This is a genomic window from Pseudomonas sp. BAY1663, from assembly GCF_000582595.1.
GTDB classification, from domain to species: domain Bacteria; phylum Pseudomonadota; class Gammaproteobacteria; order Pseudomonadales; family Pseudomonadaceae; genus Stutzerimonas; species Stutzerimonas stutzeri_AF.
The window spans coordinates 45,182-63,579 of the sequence record NZ_AZSV01000002.1; the positions used below are offsets into that span (position 1 = coordinate 45,182).

General features: G+C 63.6%; 11 protein-coding genes and 3 pseudogenes. 6 read left to right on the plus strand and 8 right to left on the minus strand.

What is annotated here, in order from left to right; translation table 11 throughout:
- The first annotated feature begins 72 nt into the window (after positions 1 to 72).
- From lon to BAY1663_RS01225, 3 genes are all read left to right on the plus strand, one after another.
- Positions 73 to 2,469 (plus strand): endopeptidase La, encoded by a 2,397-nt coding sequence (gene lon / locus BAY1663_RS01215; protein ID WP_037037444.1) that lies wholly within the window; start codon positions 73 to 75, stop codon positions 2,467 to 2,469.
- Between the two features lie 132 nt (positions 2,470 to 2,601).
- The gene (gene hupB, locus BAY1663_RS01220; protein ID WP_003282502.1) at positions 2,602 to 2,874 is read left to right on the plus strand and encodes a nucleoid-associated protein HU-beta; all 273 of its coding nucleotides are present in this window, start codon (positions 2,602 to 2,604) and stop codon (positions 2,872 to 2,874) included.
- A gap of 195 nt (positions 2,875 to 3,069) precedes the next feature.
- Positions 3,070 to 4,926 (plus strand): SurA N-terminal domain-containing protein, encoded by a 1,857-nt coding sequence (locus tag BAY1663_RS01225; RefSeq protein WP_037037297.1) that lies wholly within the window; start codon positions 3,070 to 3,072, stop codon positions 4,924 to 4,926.
- A gap of 230 nt (positions 4,927 to 5,156) precedes the next feature.
- On the opposite strand, the gene fabI is transcribed toward BAY1663_RS01225, so the two are convergent.
- From fabI to gloB, 8 genes and pseudogenes are all read right to left on the minus strand, one after another.
- A complete protein-coding gene (gene fabI, locus BAY1663_RS01230) occupies positions 5,157 to 5,951 on the minus strand; it encodes an enoyl-ACP reductase FabI (RefSeq protein ID WP_037037299.1) in 795 nt (264 codons plus the stop codon).
- Positions 5,932 to 7,578, minus strand: a complete 1,647-nt coding sequence (locus BAY1663_RS01235; protein WP_164838420.1) for an ABC transporter ATP-binding protein — start codon at positions 7,576 to 7,578, stop codon at positions 5,932 to 5,934. The genes fabI and BAY1663_RS01235 overlap by 20 nt, the downstream gene beginning before the upstream one ends.
- A 16-nt stretch (positions 7,579 to 7,594) precedes the next feature.
- Positions 7,595 to 8,613: pseudogene (locus BAY1663_RS01240) on the minus strand (ABC transporter permease).
- Position 8,614: 1 nt separating this feature from the next.
- Positions 8,615 to 9,688: a microcin C ABC transporter permease YejB gene (locus tag BAY1663_RS01245; RefSeq protein WP_037037305.1), complete on the minus strand. Its 1,074-nt coding sequence runs from the start codon at positions 9,686 to 9,688 to the stop codon at positions 8,615 to 8,617.
- Between the two features lie 2 nt (positions 9,689 to 9,690).
- The gene (locus BAY1663_RS01250; protein WP_037037306.1) at positions 9,691 to 11,586 is read right to left on the minus strand and encodes an extracellular solute-binding protein; all 1,896 of its coding nucleotides are present in this window, start codon (positions 11,584 to 11,586) and stop codon (positions 9,691 to 9,693) included.
- Positions 11,583 to 13,409 carry an extracellular solute-binding protein gene (locus BAY1663_RS01255; protein WP_037037446.1) on the minus strand — a complete coding sequence of 609 codons (1,827 nt, stop codon included), beginning with the start codon at positions 13,407 to 13,409 and terminating at the stop codon, positions 11,583 to 11,585. Before BAY1663_RS01255 ends, BAY1663_RS01250 begins: the two co-directional genes overlap by 4 nt.
- A gap of 400 nt (positions 13,410 to 13,809) precedes the next feature.
- Positions 13,810 to 15,386: pseudogene (locus BAY1663_RS01260) on the minus strand (LysM peptidoglycan-binding domain-containing protein).
- Positions 15,387 to 15,465: 79 nt separating this feature from the next.
- On the minus strand, positions 15,466 to 16,245 hold the full coding sequence (gene gloB, locus BAY1663_RS01265) for a hydroxyacylglutathione hydrolase (protein WP_037037308.1): 780 nt from the start codon (positions 16,243 to 16,245) through the stop codon (positions 15,466 to 15,468).
- Between the two features lie 111 nt (positions 16,246 to 16,356).
- On the opposite strand from gloB, the pseudogene BAY1663_RS01270 reads away from it, so the two are divergent.
- The 3 genes and pseudogenes from BAY1663_RS01270 to dnaQ all read left to right on the plus strand — a co-directional run bounded on the left by BAY1663_RS01270 (position 16,357) and on the right by dnaQ (position 18,389).
- Positions 16,357 to 17,110: pseudogene (locus BAY1663_RS01270) on the plus strand (class I SAM-dependent methyltransferase).
- 65 nt (positions 17,111 to 17,175) lie between these two features.
- On the plus strand, positions 17,176 to 17,631 hold the full coding sequence (gene rnhA, locus BAY1663_RS01275; protein ID WP_037037311.1) for a ribonuclease HI: 456 nt from the start codon (positions 17,176 to 17,178) through the stop codon (positions 17,629 to 17,631).
- A 14-nt stretch (positions 17,632 to 17,645) separates the two neighbouring features.
- The gene (dnaQ, locus tag BAY1663_RS01280) at positions 17,646 to 18,389 is read left to right on the plus strand and encodes a DNA polymerase III subunit epsilon (protein WP_037037316.1); all 744 of its coding nucleotides are present in this window, start codon (positions 17,646 to 17,648) and stop codon (positions 18,387 to 18,389) included.
- Positions 18,390 to 18,398 lie beyond the last annotated feature (9 nt).

Here is an 18,398-nt window from a genome sequence, read left to right on the forward strand (position 1 = left end):
GGCATGCCCTCATCTTTGCAGCAAGGGTATTCCGTCCGTTTACCGCCGTATGGCCGTCGTAGAGCAGAATTTATGAAGACAACCATCGAATTGCCCCTCTTGCCGCTGCGCGATGTGGTGGTCTATCCACACATGGTGATACCGCTTTTCGTTGGCCGTGAAAAATCCATCGAAGCGCTCGAATCCGCCATGGCCGGCGATAAGCAAATCCTCCTGCTGGCCCAGAAGAACCCGGCCGACGACGATCCCGTCGAGGACGCGTTGTACCGTGTCGGTACGGTGGCCACCGTGCTGCAACTGCTCAAGCTGCCCGACGGCACGGTCAAGGTGCTGGTCGAGGGCGAGCAGCGCGGCGTCATCGAGCGTTTCCTCGAGGTGGACGACCATTGCCGTGCGGAAGTGGCGCTGATCGAGGAGTCCGAGGTCGAGGCGCGCGAGTCCGAAGTCTTCACTCGCAGCCTGCTCAGCCAGTTCGAGCAGTACGTGCAACTGGGCAAGAAGGTTCCGGCCGAGGTGCTGTCGTCCCTCAGCAGCATCGACGAACCCGCGCGCCTGGTGGATACCATGGCGGCGCACATGGCGCTGAAGATCGAGCAGAAGCAGGAAATCCTCGAGATTACCGAGCTGCCCGCTCGCGTCGAGCATGTCCTGGCGTTGCTGGATGCCGAGATCGACCTGCTGCAGGTCGAAAAGCGCATTCGCGGGCGCGTGAAGAAGCAGATGGAGCGCAGCCAGCGCGAGTACTACCTGAATGAGCAGATGAAGGCCATTCAGAAGGAGCTGGGCGACATCGACGAAGGCCACAACGAGATCGATGACCTCAAGAAGCGCATCGAGAATGCCGGCTTGAGCAAGGATGCCTACGCCAAGGCCCAGGCCGAACTCAACAAGCTCAAGCAGATGTCGCCGATGTCGGCCGAGGCGACGGTGGTCCGCACCTATATCGACTGGCTGGTGAACGTGCCGTGGAAGGCCGCGAGCAAGGTACGCCTGGACCTGGGCAAGGCCGAGGAAGTGCTCGATGCCGACCACTACGGCCTGGAAGAGGTCAAGGATCGCATCCTCGAATACCTCGCGGTGCAGAAACGGGTCAAGAAGCTCAAGGGGCCGGTGCTCTGCCTGGTTGGCCCGCCCGGTGTCGGCAAGACCTCGCTGGCCGAATCCATCGCGCGCTCGACCAATCGCAAGTTCGTGCGCATGGCCCTGGGGGGCGTGCGTGACGAGGCCGAGATCCGCGGGCACCGGCGCACTTATATCGGCTCCATGCCGGGGCGCCTGATCCAGAAGATGACCAAGGTCGGCGTGCGCAACCCGCTGTTCCTGCTCGACGAGATCGACAAGATGGGCAGCGACATGCGTGGTGATCCCGCCTCGGCGCTGCTCGAGGTGCTCGATCCGGAGCAGAACCACAATTTCAACGACCACTATCTGGAGGTCGATTACGACCTTTCGGATGTCATGTTCCTCTGTACCGCCAACTCGATGAACATTCCGGCGCCGTTGCTCGATCGCATGGAAGTCATTCGCCTGCCGGGCTACACCGAGGACGAGAAGGTCAACATCGCCACCCGCTACCTGGCGCCCAAGCAGATCCAGGCCAACGGCCTGAAGAAGGGGGAGGTGGAGTTCGAGGAAGCGGCGATTCGCGACATCATCCGCTACTACACGCGCGAGGCCGGTGTGCGCAGCCTGGAACGCCAGCTCGCCAAGGTCTGCCGCAAGGTGGTCAAGGAGCATGCTGCGCAGAAGCGCTTCCAGGTGACGGTGGGGGCCGACTCGCTGGAGCATTTCCTCGGCGTGCGCAAGTTCCGCTATGGACTTGCCGAGCTTCAGGATCAGGTGGGGCAGGTGACCGGGTTGGCCTGGACCCAGGTCGGTGGCGAACTGCTCACCATCGAGGCGGCAGTGGTGCCTGGCAAGGGGCGGCTGACCAAGACCGGCTCGCTCGGTGAAGTCATGGGCGAATCGATCACCGCGGCGCTGACCGTGGTGCGTAGCCGCGCGACGAGCCTGGGAATTGCCGTGGACTTCCATGAAAAGCAGGACATCCACATTCACGTTCCCGAAGGGGCCACTCCGAAAGACGGGCCGAGCGCGGGTATCGGCATGTGTACCGCGCTGGTTTCTGCATTGACTCAGATTCCGGTGCGCGCCGATGTCGCAATGACAGGCGAAATCACCTTGCGTGGGCAAGTCCTGGCCATTGGCGGATTAAAGGAAAAATTACTTGCCGCGCATCGTGGCGGTATCAAGACGGTGATCATCCCGGAAGAAAATCAGCGTGATCTGAAAGAGATTCCTGAAAATATTAAGCAGGACCTGCAGATTAAACCGGTGAAGTGGATTGACGAGGTCCTGCAAATTGCGCTGCAATACGCGCCGGAGCCCTTGCCCGATGCGGCTCCTGAGATTGTTGCAAAGGACGACAAGCGCGAGCCTGATTCCAAGGAGCGAATCAGCACGCATTAGTCTGGGAGGTATCGTTGACACATTTTCGAGGCCCTTGTTTAATCGGCCTCTTGTGTCAGTGCCATTCCAGCACCGCTTTGCTTACACCCGAAAATTAAAGATACGACTCAACAGAAATTAAGGGGACTTAGAGTGAACAAGTCGGAACTGATCGATGCCATCGCTGCATCTGCTGATATCCCAAAAGCTGTTGCTGGCCGCGCGCTGGATGCAGTGATCGAATCCGTCACCGGCGCCCTGAAGGCTGGTGATTCCGTGGTACTGGTTGGTTTCGGTACTTTCGCCGTCAAGGAGCGCGCTGCACGCACCGGCCGCAACCCGCAGACCGGCAAGCCGATCAACATCGCTGCTGCCAAGATCCCGGGCTTCAAAGCTGGCAAGGCTCTGAAAGACGCCGTCAACTAAGCGTTTTTCTACCCGGCCAGTCAGCTAGCGCTGCTCTGGCGGGGCGGTTGTCGAACAGGCTCTGCCTGTTCAGTCCGGCTTGGGGGAATAAGCCCAACCGCTCCAAAAGCTCCGAGAAGGCGCATCCCTGGATGCGCCTTTCTTTTATCCGGTTTCCACCGCGTTGCGCACGCGCCGCAGACTCCTGGGGGTCGCATGCTTCAGAACATCAGGGACAATTCACAAGGCTGGATTGCCAAAACCATCATCGGCGTCATTGTGGTGCTGTTGGCGCTGACCGGCTTCGACGCCATCTTCAACGCTGTCAGTAATGGCCAGAATGCCGCAGAGGTCAACGGTGAGGAAATCTCCCGCTATGACCTCGAGCAGGCCATGAACATGCAGCGCCGCCAGTTGGCCCAGCAACTGGGCAGGGACTTCGATCCCTCCTTGCTGGACGACAAAATGCTGCGTGATTCGGCACTGGGTTCGCTGGTCGATCGCATGCTGCTCTTGCAAGGCGCCAAGCGCGCAGATTTTGCATTCTCCCGTGAGGCGCTGGATCAGCTGATCCTGCAGACGCCCGAGTTCCAGGTCGATGGGACGTTCAATTCAGCGCGCTTCGATCAGGTGATCCAGCAGATGGGGTATTCGCGTCTGCAGTTCCGCCAATTGCTCGAACAGGAAATGCTGATCGGGCAGCTGCGTGCCGGCATCTCCGGCACCGGTTTCGTGACCGATCAGCAGGTCGAGGACTTTGCCCGCCTGGAAATGCAGACCCGTGATTTCGCCACGCTGACCGTGCCGGCCCAGCATGAGGCGGTGGAAGTCGGCGACGAGCAGATTCGCGAGTATTACGAGGCGAACGCCGAGCGTTTTCGTACGCCGGAACAGGTCGTCGTCGAATACGTCGAGCTGAAGAAAGAGGCCTTCTTCGACCAAGTCGAGGCTTCGGATGAGGAGCTGCAGGAGCTCTATCAGAAGCAGATCGCCAACTTGGCCGAGCAACGCCGGGCCGCGCACATTCTCGTCGAGACCGGCGGCGAGCTGAGCGACGCCGAGGCCAAGGCGAAGATAGAGGAGATTGCCGCGAAGGTTCAGGCTGGCGAAGACTTCGCCGCGCTGGCCAAGCAGTATTCCCAGGATCCGGGTTCTGCCAACGAAGGAGGAGATCTGGGCTTCGCCGGCCCGGGCGTCTACGATCCGGCGTTCGAAGAGGCGCTTTATGCGCTGCAGGAGGGTGAGGTTTCCGCGCCGGTACAGTCGGAGTTCGGCTGGCACATCATCAAGCTGCTGGGCGTCCAGTCTCCGGAAGTCCCTTCGTTCGAGAGCATGAAGCCGGAGCTGGTACGCGAGCTCAAGGCCCAGCAGGTCGAGCAGCGTTTCGTCGAAGTCAGCAAGCAGCTGGAAGACTCCGCATTCGAGGCCTCCGACCTGGCCCAGCCGGCCCAGGAACTGGGACTCGAGGTGCAGACCACGGCAGCCTTCGGGCGTGAGGGTGGCGACGGCATTGCCGCCAACCGCCAGGTCATCCAGGCGGCGTTCAGCGAGGAGGTACTGGTGGATGGGGCCAACAGCGGCGTCATCGAACTGGACCCCGATACCGCCATCGCGCTGCGCGTCAAGGAGCACCTGGAGCCTGCGCCGATACCGTTGGCCGACGTGCGCGACAGCATCGTCCAGCAACTACAGCGCGCCCAGGCTGCCGATAAAGCTCGCAGCGCAGGCGAAGAGTTGCTGGCGCAACTCCGCGAGGGGCAGCAGCCCGAGGGGCAATGGCAGGCTGTCGAAGCAGCTACCCGTAGCCAGGAGGGTGTCGCCCCGGCATTGCTCCAGGCCGTATTCCGCATGCCTCGTCCCGAGCAACAGGACAAGCCGAGCTATGCCGGTGTGTCCCTGGGCAATGGCGACTACGTCGTGGTGCGTCTGAGCGGCGTCAACGAGCCCGAGGCGGCGCTGTCGGAGGCGGAGAAGCAAAATTATCGCCGCTTCCTGGCTTCGCGTATCGGGCAGCAGGATTTCGCGTCCTATCGCCAGAAGCTGCATGCCGAGGCGGATATCGAGCGATTCTGAGTCGGCTATGCCCCGATAGCCTGCTGCATGCGCAGTAGGTCGGGGCAGGGCGTTAGCTGAGGCGCGAAGCGACCAAGCCCGACACATTCATGCCGTACCCGTTGGGCTTCGCCATGCTCAGCGCCAACCTGCCGGTGCGTAACGTTTGGCCATGGGCGAGAGCTCAACACCAGGAATCCCCATAAAAAACCCGCATGAGAATGCGGGTTTTTTCGTTTGCGTGAAGACTGTCAGTCTTCCAGCGAGCCCATCGCGGTGGTGTTGAAGCCGCCATCCACGTAGAGGATTTCGCCGCTGATGCCCGAGGCCAGGTCGGAGCAGAGGAAGGCGCCGGCGTTGCCGACTTCCTCGATGGTGACGTTGCGGCGCAGCGGGGTCTGCTTCTCGTTGGCGGCCAGCATCTTGCGGAAGCTGGCGATGCCGGAAGCGGCCAGGGTGCGGATCGGGCCGGCGGAGATGCAGTTGACGCGGGTGCCTTCCGGACCGAGGCTGCCGGCCAGATAGCGTACGCCGGCTTCCAGCGAGGCCTTGGCCATGCCCATGACGTTGTAGTTCGGCATGGTGCGCTCGGCGCCCAGGTAGGAGAGGGTCAGCAGGCTGCCGTTGCGGCCCTTCATCATCTCGCGGCCAGCCTTGGCCAGGGCGACGAAGCTGTAGGCGCTGATGTCGTGGGCGATCTTGAAGCCTTCGCGGGTGGTGACTTCGGTGAAGTCGCCGTTCAGCTGGTCGCCCGGGGCGAAGCCGACCGAGTGGACGATGCAGTCCAGGCCGTCCCACTTCTTGCCCAGCTCCTCGAACACACGGGCGATGTCTTCGTCATTGGCGACGTCGCAGGGGAAGCACAGCTCGGGGCCCGAGCCCCAGCCGGCGGCGAATTCTTCTACGCGGCCCTTGAGCTTGTCGTTCTGGTAGGTGAAAGCCAATTCTGCACCTTCGCGATGCATGGCGGCGGCGATGCCCGAGGCGATCGACAATTTGCTGGCGACGCCGACGATCAGTACGCGCTTACCGGTGAGAAATCCCATGTGCTTGTCCCTCTTCTGGTTGTTCGGCAGTGCCGGGCGCCATGAAGGCGGATTCCAGCAACTGCTGTGTATACGGATGTTGCGGTGCGGCGAAAATCGCAGCGGCCGCCCCCTGTTCCACCACCTGGCCCTGCTTGACCACCATCATCTGGTGGCTCAAGGCCCTGACCACCGCCAGATCATGGCTGATGAACAGATAGGTCAGGTTGTACTTGGCCTGCAACGAGCGCAGAAGCTCCACCACCTGGCGCTGTACCGTGCGATCGAGCGCCGAGGTCGGCTCGTCGAGCAGGATCAGCGCCGGTTTCAACACCAGAGCCCGGGCAATGGCAATGCGCTGCCGTTGTCCGCCGGAAAATTCGTGGGGATAGCGATGCCGGGTATCCGGATCGAGACCTACCTCCACGAGTGCATCGATGATTGCCTGTTCCTGCTCCGCCGCGGTTCCCATCCGATGGATGCGCAACCCTTCGCCAATGATCTGCCCGACCGACATACGCGGGCTCAGGCTACCGAAGGGGTCCTGGAAGACCACCTGCATCTGCCGACGCAACGGCCGCACGGCGCGCTGCGACAGGCCCTGCAACTGCTGGCCCTGGAAGCGGATGTCCCCGCGGCTGGCGAGCAAGCGGAGGATAGCCAGGCCCAGCGTGGACTTGCCGGAGCCGCTTTCGCCGACGATACCCAGCGTCTGCCCCCTGGGCAGGCTGAAGTTCACGCCGTCGACCGCCTTGATGTGGTCGACGGTGCGCCGCAGCAGACCCTTCTTGATCGGGAACCATACGCGCAGGTCATCCACTTCCAGCATCGGCGCCGCATCTTCTACCGCGATGGGGCCGCCACTGGGCTCGGCCGCGAGCAGTTCCTGGGTGTACGGATGTTTGGGCGAGCGGAACAGTTCTTCACACAACCCCTGTTCGACGACGCGACCGCGCTGCATGACACATACCCGGTGCGCGATGCGCCGGACCAGATTGAGATCGTGGCTGATCAGCAGCAGCGCCATGCCCAGGCGCGCCTGCAGTTCCTTCAGCAGTTCGAGGATCTTCAACTGCACGGTGACGTCGAGCGCCGTGGTCGGTTCGTCGGCGATCAGCAGCTCCGGCTCGTTGGCCAGGGCCATGGCGATCATCACCCGCTGCCGCTGGCCGCCGGACAGCTCGTGCGGATAGGCGCGGATGCGCTTGCGTGGTTCGGGGATGCCGACCAGTTCGAGCAGTTCCAGCGTGCGGGCGGAAGCGGCCTTGCCGCGCAGTCCCTTGTGGATCTCCAGCACCTCGTTGATCTGCTTGCCTACGGTATGTAGCGGGTTGAGCGAGGTCATCGGTTCCTGGAAGACCATGGCGATGCGGTTGCCGCGGATACCGCGCATGGCCTTTTCGCTGGACTGCAGCAGATCCCGGCCGTGGAACTGGATCTGCCCCTGTGGATGCCGCGCCAGCGGGTAGGGCAGCAGGCGCAGGATCGAATGCGCGGTGACCGATTTGCCCGAGCCGCTTTCGCCGACCAGCGCCAGGGTCTCGCCCTTGCGGATGTCGAAGCTCACGCCCTCGACGACGCGCTGGAGCTGATCGCCGCTGACGAACTCGACGGCCAGGTCGCGAACCTCGACCAGGTTCTCGCCAATCGAATGCTCGGTCATGTCATTTCCTTGGGTCGAAGGCATCGCGCGCCGCCTCCCCGATGAACACCAATAGGGTCAGCATCATCGCCAGCACCAGGAAGGCGCTGATACCGAGCCAGGGCGCCTGCAGGTTGGCCTTGCCCTGGGCGACCAGTTCGCCCAGCGACGGCGCGCCGGCCGGCAGGCCGAAGCGAGGAAGTCCAGCGCAGTGAGGGTGCCGATGGCGCCGGTGAGGATGAAGGGGATGAAGGTCATGGTGGAGACCATGGCATTGGGCAGGATATGGCGGAACATGATGGCGCCGTTCTGCATGCCCAGCGCGCGGGCGGCGCGCACGTACTCGAGGTTGCGTCCGCGCAGGAATTCGGCGCGCACCACGTCCACCAGGCTCATCCAGGAGAACAGCAGCATGATGCCCAGCAGCCACCAGAAGTTCGGCTGCACGAAGCTGGCGAGAATGATCAGCAGGTAGAGCACCGGCAGGCCCGACCAGATCTCCAGCAGGCGCTGGCCGACCAGATCGACCCAGCCGCCGTAGAAGCCTTGCAGCGCCCCGGCGATCACGCCGATGACCGAGCTGATCAGCGTCAGCGTCAGGGCGAACAGCACCGAGATGCGAAAGCCGTAGATGACCCGGGCCAGCACGTCGCGGCCCTGGTCGTCGGTGCCCAGCCAGTTGGCCAGCGAAGGCGGCGCCGGCGCGGGGACCTGCAGCTCGTAGTTGATGCTCGAATAGCTGAAGGGAATGATCGGCCAGATCATCCAGCCGTCCTTCGCGGCGATCAGCTCCTGGATGTAGGGGCTCTTGTAGTTGGCCTGCAGCGGGAATTCGCCGCCGAAGGCGGTCTCCGGATAGCGCTTGAACACCGGGAAGAACCATTCGCCGTCATAGCGCACCACGATCGGCTTGTCGTTGGCGATGATCTCCGCGCCGAGGCTGAACACGAACAGCGCGAGGAAGATCCACAGCGACCACCAGCCGCGCTTGTGCGCCTTGAACAGTGCCAGCCGTCGCCGGTTGAGGGGGGACAACTGCATCTCAGGCCTCCCTGCTTTCGAAATCGATGCGCGGGTCGACCAGCGTGTAGGTCAGGTCGCCGATCAGCTTCACCACCAGGCCGAGCAGGGTGAATAGGAAGAGGGTGCCGAACACCACCGGATAATCGCGGTTGATCGCCGCCTCGAAGCTGAGCAGGCCGAGGCCATCGAGGGAGAAGATCACCTCGATCAGCAGCGAGCCGGTGAAGAACATGCCGATGAAGGCGGCCGGGAAGCCGGCGATGATGATCAGCATGGCGTTGCGGAAGACGTGGCCGTAGAGCACGCGATTCTTGCTCAAACCCTTGGCGCGTGCCGTGATCACGTACTGCTTGTTGATCTCGTCGAGGAAACTGTTCTTGGTCAGCAGCGTCAGGGTGGCGAAGTTGCCGATCACCAGGGCGGTGACGGGCAGCGCCAGGTGCCAGAAGTAATCGATGATCTTGCCGCCCAGGGTCAGGTCGTCGAAATTGGCTGAGGTCAGCCCGCGCAGCGGAAACCAGTTCCAGTAGCTGCCGCCGGCGAACAGCACGATCAGCAGGATGGCGAAGAGGAACGCCGGGATGGCGTAGCCGACGATGATCGCCGAACTGGTCCAGACGTCGAACTTGCTGCCGTGGCGGGTGGCCTTGGCGATGCCCAGCGGAATCGACGCCAGGTACATGATCAGCGTGCTCCACAGTCCCAGCGAGATGGAGACCGGCATCTTCTCGACGATCAGGTCGGTGACCTTGGCGTCACGGAAGAAGCTTTCGCCGAAATCCAGCCGCAGGTAGTTGCTGAGCATGATCCAGAAGCGCTCGGCCGGCGGCTTGTCGAAACCGTACAGGCGCTCGATCTCGGCGATCAGTTCGGGATCCAGGCCCTGTGCGCCGCGATAGCTGGTGCCGCCCACGGCGACTTCCGAGCCGCCGCCGGCGATACGGCTGGTGGCACCCTCGAAGCCCTCGAGCTTGGCGATAGCCTGTTCCACCGGACCGCCCGGCGCGGCCTGGATGATGATGAAGTTGATCAGCAGGATGCCGAACAGGGTAGGGATGATCAGCAGCAGTCGGCGAAGGATATAGGCCAGCATGCTCAGCGCTCCGCCTCGGCGTCATCGGGCACCGCTGCAGGCGCGGGGGCGCCGGCTTTCTCGGCCTTCTGGGCTTCTGCCGGATCGGCGACGGGTACGGCCGCATCCGGCTTGCGCCACCAGGTCATCAGGCCGATGTCCTGTTTCGGCGTGACGGCCGGGTGGGCTAGGTGGTTCCAGTAGGCCACGCGCCAGGTCTTGATGTGCCAGTTGGGTACCACGTAGTGGCCCCAGAGCAGCACGCGATCCAGCGCACGGGTGTGGCTGATCAGCTCCTGGCGCGAGTCGGCGGCGATCAGCCCCTCGACCAGAGTGTCGATCGCCGGGTCCTTGAGACCGATGAAATTACGGCTGCCGGGATTGTCAGCGCTCGCCGAATGCCAGTATTCGCGTTGCTCGTTACCCGGCGAGTTGGACTGGCCGAAGCCGCTGACGATCATGTCGTAATCGCGCGAGCGCAGCCGGTTGATGTATTGCGAGACGTCCACCCGGCGGATCTCCAGCTCGATGCCGAGGTCCGCCAGGTTGCGCTTGTAGGGCAGCAGGACCCGCTCGAACTCGGCCTGCACCAGCAGGAATTCCAGCTTTACCGGCTTGCCGTCGGCATCGACCATGCGATCGTTCTCGACCCGCCAGCCGGCCTCGGTGAGCAGGCGGTAGGCCTGGCGCTGCTGCTCGCGAATCACGCCGTTGGCCTGGGTGCGGGGCAGTTCGAACGGTTTTTCGAAAACCTCGTCCGGGATCGTGCCGCGCAGCGGCTCCAGCACCTTGAGCTCTTCCTTGTCGGGCAGCCCGGAAGAGGCGAGTTCGGAGTTGTCGAAATAGCTGCGGGTGCGGCTGTAGGCACCGTTGAACAATTGGCGGTTGGTCCATTCGAAGTCGAACAGCAGCCCCAGCGCCTCCCGCACGCGACGATCCTGTAGTGTCGGGCGACGGATGTTGAAGATGAATCCCTGCATGCCGGTGGGGTTGTGGTTGGCGATCTCTTCCTTGACGATCCGGCCGTCCCTGACCGCGGCGATGTCATAGGCGGTTGCCCAGCTCTTCGCGGCGGTCTCGAACCAGTAGTCGAAATGCCCGGCCTTGAAGGCCTGCAGTGCCACGGTATTGTCGCGGTAGTAGTCGAAGGTCAGGTGGTCGAAGTTGTAGAAGCCGCGGTTCACCGGCAGGTCCTTGCCCCAGTAGTCCTCGACGCGCGCATAGCGAATCGACCGCCCGGCCTGGACGCGTTCCACGCGGTATGGTCCGCTGCCCAGCGGTGGCTCCAGGTTCCCCGAGGTGAAGTCACGTTCGGCCCACCAGTGCTTGGGCAGCACCGGCAGCTGGCCGAGAATCAAGGGCAGTTCGCGATTGCCGGCATGCTTGAAATCGAAGCGCACGCGCCGCGGGCTTTCCGCCACGACCTTTTCCACGTCGGCATAGTAGCCGCGGTAGTGCGGAGCACCTTGCGTCATCAGGGTTTCGAAGGTGAAGACCACGTCCTCGGCCTTGACCGGCTCGCCGTCGTGGAAGCGCGCTTGCGGGCGCAGATGGAAGCGTACCCAGCTGTTGTTCGGGCCTCTCTCGATCTTCTCGGCCAGCAGGCCGTAGACGGTGAAGGGTTCGTCCAGGCTGTTGGTCGTGAGGGTGTCGTAGACCAGACCGATGTCGTCCGCCGCGACGCCCTTGTTGATGAAGGGGTTGAGCGAATCGAAGCTGCCGAAGCCGGCCTGGCGCAAGGTACCGCCCTTCGGGGCATCCGGGTTGGCGTAGTCGAAATGGCTGAAATTGGCCGGGTACTTGGGTTTCTCGTCGTACAGCGTCAGGGCGTGGCGGGGTGCCGCCTCGATCAGGCCGGCCAGGCAGAGCAGGCCCAGCAGGCCGGCGCGAAGCAGCGGATGGCGCTTGTGGTCGTTCATTTGGCCTTCTCCAAGCTCTTCAGCCACCAGGTGTGCAGCCCCAGCGTGTAGGGCGGTGTGGTGACGTGGGCGAACCGATTACGATACGCCAGGCGATGGTTACTGATGAACCAGTTCGGAATCGTGTAGTGGTTCCACAGCAGTACGCGGTCGATGGCGCGGGCCGCAGCCACCTGTTCGTCACGAGTCTGCGCGGCCAGCAGTTTGGCCAGCAGTTCGTCGACGATCGGGTTGGCGATGCCGGCATAGTTGCGACCGCCCTTGACGTCGACCTGGCTGGAATGGAAGTACAGGTATTGTTCGATGCCCGGGCTCAGGCTTTGTGCCAGGGTCATCAGGATCATGTCGTAGTCGTAATGATCGAGTCGCTGCTTGTACTGTGCACTGTCGATGGTGCGCAGGTAGGCCTGGATGCCGATACGGGCCAGGTTCTCCACGTAGGGCTGGAGAATGCGCTCCAGGCGCGGGTTGACCAGCAGTATCTCGAACTGCAGCGGCTGCCCGGCAGCATTCAGCAGGCCGGCATCCGAGGGCTTCCAGCCGGCTTCGGCAAGCAGGCCGAGTGCACGACGCAGGGCTTCGCGCGGGATTCCACGCCCGTCGGTTTTCGGCAGCGCGAAGGGCTCGCTGAACAGCTTCGCCGGCAACTGATCGCGATAGGGCGAGAGCAGCAGCCACTCGCCGCCTTCCGGTTTGCCGGTGGCGGTGAAGTCGCTGTTGGGGTAGTAGCTCTCGCTACGGCGATAGGCGTCGTAGAACAGCGCCCGGTTGGTCCATTCGAAATCGAACATCAAGCCCAGGGCTTCGCGTACGCGGATATCGGCGAAGACCGGGCGGCGGTTGTTCATGAACAGCGCTTGCGTCTGGGTCGGAATCTGATGGGGGATTTCGGCGCGGATGACGTCGCCGCGCATCGCCGCCGGGAACTGATAGCCGTTCGCCCAGTTTTTCGCCTGGTGCTCGATATAAAAATCGAATTCGCCGACCTTGAATGCCTCGAAGGCGACCACATTGTCCCGGTAGAACTCGACCTCGATCCGGTTGAAGTTGTATTTGCCCTGATTCACCGGCAGTTTGGCGCCCCACCAGTCGCGCACGCGCTCGAACACCACCTGTCGTCCGGGTTGCACTCGGCTGATGCGGTAGGGGCCGCTGCCCAGCGGCGGTTCGAAGGTGGTGGCCTTGAAGTCGCGGTTCTTCCAATAGTGCTGCGGCAGCACCGGTAGTTCGCCGAGGCGCATGATCAGCAACGAATCGGGCTGCTCGAAGATGAAGCGGATGCGGTGGCGGTTGAGGATGTCGACACGCGCCACGCCGCGCAGGTTGGTGCGGTATTGCGGATGGCCGTCGCGGATCAGCAGCCGGTAGGAGAACGCCACGTCGTAGGCGGTGATCGGCTTGCCATCGTGAAAGCGGGCCTCCTTGCGCAGGTTGAAGACCACCCAGCTGTGGTTGTCGCTGTACTCCACCGACTCGGCGATCAGGCCGTAGCTGGAAGCGGGTTCGTCGCCGGAGGGATCGTAGAGGCCGGTGCCGACCATCAGCGGCTCGTTCAGCTCGCTGATGCCGTACTGCAGGAAACCCGGCGTCGCGCTCGGGCTGGTGCCCTTGAAGGTGTAGGGATTGAGGGTGTCGAAGGTGCCGGCCGCCATCAATTTGACCCGTCCACCCTTGGGCGCACGGGGATTCACCCAGTCGAAGTGGGTGAAGGAGGCTGGGTACTTAAGAGTGCCGAACTGCGCATAACCATGGCTTTCGCTGATGGTCGCGAGGGCGGGAAAGCTCAAGGCCAGACAGGCTAGTAACAGGGGCAGCAATCGCATCAGACAGGGAATCCGATCCATGGCGCTTTCGGGCTTCTCGGGCCGGTACAGTAACAGCTTGTATGCGCAGGAAAAAGGCTGGACAAACTGCCTGCCATGGGGGCGCGAACGGCGTTGGCGGGTGGCTTTGCGAAGGCCATGTCCGCGTCGGCTGTCGAGGCGGGGCAGCAGGGTGGACTTCAGCCCTCCCGGGGTCAGCATTTCGCCTGAGGTCACTCTCCCCGGGAAGGCGGCATGTACCCGCCGGCCCCGGGGGAGCCGGCTTGCCGGCGGGCGGTCATCGGCGTTGTGGTGGGTCGCCCGTAAGCGGGCTCCTAAAGCCCCCCCGGGCTTCGCTGGACCCGTGGTGGGTGCACGGCCACAAGGCTCCAGATTCTTGCCGCCAGGAGTGAGCCAGGGATCAGTTCGGCAGATAAAGGGTCAGCAACTGGCCGGGGCGCAATACTTCGGTGCCTTTCGGGTTCCAGATCTTCAGCTTGTTCAGCTGGACGTTGAAGCGCTTGGCGATCTGGTACAGCGAGTCGCCTTTCTGCACCTTGTAGTAGGTCGGCGAGCCACCCTTGCTTTTCGCTGTGGCAACGGCCGGTCCTTGCAGGAACAGCGCCTGGCCGACCTTGAGCTGGCTGCCGGAAAGGTTGTTCCAGCGTTGCAGGTCACGCACCGATACGCCCTGGGCCTTGGCGATGTCCCAGAGGTTGTCGCCGGACTTGACCCGGTAGCTGCGCGGAGTCGAGGCCGGTTGCCGGGCCACCGCATGTAAGAGCTCGCGTGAGGCGTTGGCATCGCTGCTGATGGGGAGGCTGAGCACCTGGCCGATACGCAGTGTGTTGCTTTGCAGTCGGTTGATGTCGCGGATGATGTTGACCGTCAGGTGGTGCCGGTTGGCGATGGCGCCGAGCGTATCGCCGGCGCGGACCCGGTACTGCTGCCAATCGACCAGTTCCTGCGGCTTCATCAGTGCCAGGTTGGCCGCCAGCATCTCGGCCTTCTCCAGGGGCACCAGCAACTGCTGCGGGCCGTCCAGGGTGATGCGGCGGGTGAAGGCCGGATTCAGCTGGTACAGCTCGTCCTCGTCGAGATCCGCCAGTTTGGCGACGCGCGCCAGGTCCATTCGCTGCTTGAGCGCAATGACCTCGAAGTAGGGTTCGTTGGCGATCGGGCTCAGATTGATGCCGTAGGCTTCGGGCGCCTCGATCAGCTGGGACAGTGCCAGCAGCTTCGGCACGTAGTCACGGGTCTCGCGCGGCAGCGGCAGGTTCCAGTAGTCGGTGGGCAGGCCGAGTTTCTGGTTGCGCTCGATCGCCCGGCTGACGGTGCCTTCGCCGGCATTGTAGGCCGCCAGCGCCAGCAGCCAGTCGCCATTGAACAGCCCGTGCAGGTAGCTCAGGTAGCGCAGGGCGGCATTCGTCGAGGCGGTGATGTCACGACGGCCGTCGTACCAGCTGGTCTGCCGGAGGTTGAAGTGACGGCCGGTGGAGGGAATGAACTGCCAGAGCCCTACCGCGTGCGCCGGCGAGTAGGCGAAGGGTCATAGGAGCTTTCGATGATCGGCAGCAGCGCTAGTTCGAGCGGCATGTCGCGCTCTTCCAGCCGCTCGACGATGTAATGGATGTAGGGGCTGCCGCGCTCGCTGGCGATCTTTATGTCGTTGGGGCGGCTGGCGAACAGCAGGCGCTGTTGCTCGATGCGGGGATTGTTTTCGAGGTGTTCCTGAAGCTTGTAGCCTTCGCGGATGCGTTCCCAGATATCCTTGTGGAGCGCTGTGGCGGTCTCGTCCGTCAGCCAGATGGGCTCCTGTTCCACCGCCGTCGCCTGGCGTCTGGTCTGCTCGAAGGAATCGTCACGCAGGGCGTTGCTTTGACAGCCCGCGAGGGCGATGCAGAGGGCGAGTGCCAATGCGCGACCAGAGGCTGCCAAGCGTCCGGTTCGTGGCGTTTCTTGGGAGCTGGCGGCATTGGCTGGAGGTTTCCCCGGAATCAAAATTCCGGGGATTCTAGGAATGCACCCAGATGGGGTCAAGCTTGCCCGTCCCGTTTCGGGAACTCGTCGACCTTGTTCAGAATCGATCCTTCCAGGCGCGCAGGGTCGCGAAAACCTCGACGTCGCTGCCCAGGCGGCTGCCGCAGTGCTGCTCGGCAGCTTCGCGAACCGCGGGGATAGCGCTGCGCAGGAAGGGGTTGGTGGCCCGTTCGATTTCCAGCGTGGTCGGCAGGCTGATACGGTCCGCGGCGCGCCACTGGGCTACTTCCCGTACCCGCTCGGCAATCTCCGGATTGTTCGGCTCGACGGCCTGGGCGAAGCGCAGGTTGCTTTGCGTGTATTCGTGGGTGCAATAGATGAGGGTGTTGTCGGGCGCGCGGGCCAGACGCTGCAGGGAATCGAACATCTGCGCGGCGGTGCCCTCGAACAGGCGGCCGCAACCGGCGGCGAACAGGGTGTCGCCACAGAGCAGCCAGGGCTGCTCGGCATCGGCATGGAAGTAGGCGATATGCCCGAGCGTATGCCCGGGAACCGCGATGACCCGCAGGTCCTGCCCGAGCACTTCGATGCGCTGGTTGTCGCCGAGCGCCTCGTCGCAGGCCGGAATGTTCTCGGCGGCGGGCCCGTAGACCCGGGCTCCGGTGGCTGCCTTGAGCTGTTGCACGCCACCGACATGGTCGTGGTGATGGTGGGTCACCAGGATCGTGCTCAACCGCCAGTCGGGATGGGCATGCAGCCAGGCCAGTACGGGGGCGGCGTCACCGGGGTCGACCACGGCGCAGGTCCGGGCGGCCTCGTCCTGGAGCAACCAGATATAGTTGTCGGTGAAGGCGGGGAGGGCTTCGATCTTCAACATGGGGCGGGTCGCCAAGTCTGTGACAAAGGCGCATCCTAGCAGGCCAATGGGAAAGTTGAACCCGAGCGAACTCATCGTCGAGCGAGCCCGCACGACGAACGGAGCCAAGCGATGAACGATCAACCGTCCACCCAATGCAGCGATTCCTGGCGGTCCCTGATCGACCAGGCCAGCCTCTGGTTCGAGGGGCCTCTCGGGCAGCAGCTGCTGGCGCAGGAACAGCACGTGCTGAACGAGGAGCTGAGCCGTTGTTTCGGCAGCTACCTGATCCACAATGGCCCATTCGCCGGAGCGTCGGTGGCGCCGCAGCACATCAAGCGCAGCGTTCGTCTCGGCGCCCCCTGCCCGGGGTGGAAATTCATTGCGAGGAGCAGGCCTGGCCGCTCGGTGAGCACGCCGCCGATGTGGTGGTGCTGCAGCATGCGCTGGACTTCAGCCTTTCGCCGCATGGGTTGTTGCGCGAAGCCGCCCGCGGGGTGCGCCCCGGCGGGCATTTGCTGATCGTCGGCATCAACCCTGGAGCGCCTGGGGCATGCGCCATCTGCTCTCGCGCGAGGCGCTGCGCGAGGCGCGCTGCATTCGTCCCTCGCGGGTAGGCGACTGGCTGAATCTGCTGGGATTCGCGCTGGAGAAACGCCGCTTCGGATGCTATTGTCCGCCGCTTTCTTCGAACGACTGGCAGGCCCGCCTGTCGCGACTCGAAACGCTGGGGCAGCGCTTGCAGGCGCCGACCGGCGGCTTCTACCTGCTGGTGGCGCGCAAGCTGATGATCGGCCTGCGGCCCTTGCGCCAGCAGCGGCGCGAGCGCATGGGGCAATTGCTGCCGATGCCTGTGGCGAAGGTCAGCCGTCGCGACGCGGAATAGCCGCTGCCGGGCATTTGGATACCGCGTCGGCTGCCGTGGCCCGATAGACAAGGCAAGTAATCTTCATGAGCGACGATTGGGTCGAGATCTACACAGACGGCGCCTGCAAGGGCAATCCCGGTCCGGGCGGCTGGGGCGCATTGCTCGTGTACAAGGGCGTCAAGCGCGAGCTCTGGGGCGGAGAGGCGGATACCACCAACAACCGCATGGAGCTGATGGCCGCCATCCGTGCCCTCGCCGAACTCAAGCGGCCTTGCAAGGTGCGCCTGGTCACCGATTCGCAGTACGTCATGCAAGGCATCAACGACTGGATGCCGAACTGGAAGAAGCGTGGCTGGAAAACCGCCAGCAAGCAGCCGGTGAAGAATGCCGATCTCTGGCAGCAGCTCGACGAGCAGGTCAATCGCCACCAGGTGAGCTGGGAATGGGTCCGCGGCCATAACGGCCATCCGGGCAACGAGCAGGCCGACCTGCTGGCCAATCGCGGCGTGGTCCAGGCCAAACGACAACCGATTGTGTAAGTGAGCGAAACCGTATGCGCAGCGTAGTGCTGGATACCGAAACCACCGGCATGCCGGTAACCGATGGCCACCGCATCATCGAGATCGGCTGTGTCGAAGTCATCGGCCGCCGCCTGACCGGCCGGCACTATCACGTCTACCTGCAGCCCGATCGCGAGGTGGACGAGGGCGCGATCGCCGTCCACGGCATCACCAACGAGTTCCTCCTCGACAAACCGCGTTTCCGCGACGTTGCCGACGAGTTCTTCGAATTCATCAAGGACGCGCAGCTGGTCATCCACAACGCGGCGTTCGACCTCGGCTTCATCAACAACGAGTTCGCCTTGCTCGGCCAGCAGGAACGGGCGGAGATCACCGACCACTGCACGGTGCTCGACACCCTGCTGATGGCGCGCGAACGCCACCCGGGGCAGCGCAACAACCTCGATGCCCTGTGCAAGCGCTATGGCGTCGACAACTCCGGGCGCGACCTGCACGGCGCTTTGCTCGATGCGGAGATTCTCGCCGACGTCTGGCTGACCATGACCGGCGGCCAGACCAACCTGTCGCTGGCCGGCGATGGCGAGAGCGCCGATGGCGGCCGGCCGCAACCGAGCCCGATCCGCCGCCTGCCGGCGGACCGGCCGCGTACCGCCGTGCTGCGTGCCAGCGAGGAAGAGACCGCGGCGCACATGGCGCGCATGGCCGCCATCGAGAAGGCGGCCGGGGCGGCGCCGCTGTGGCTGCAGCTGGAAACCGAGACCTCTACCCCGGCCTGAGGCCGGGCG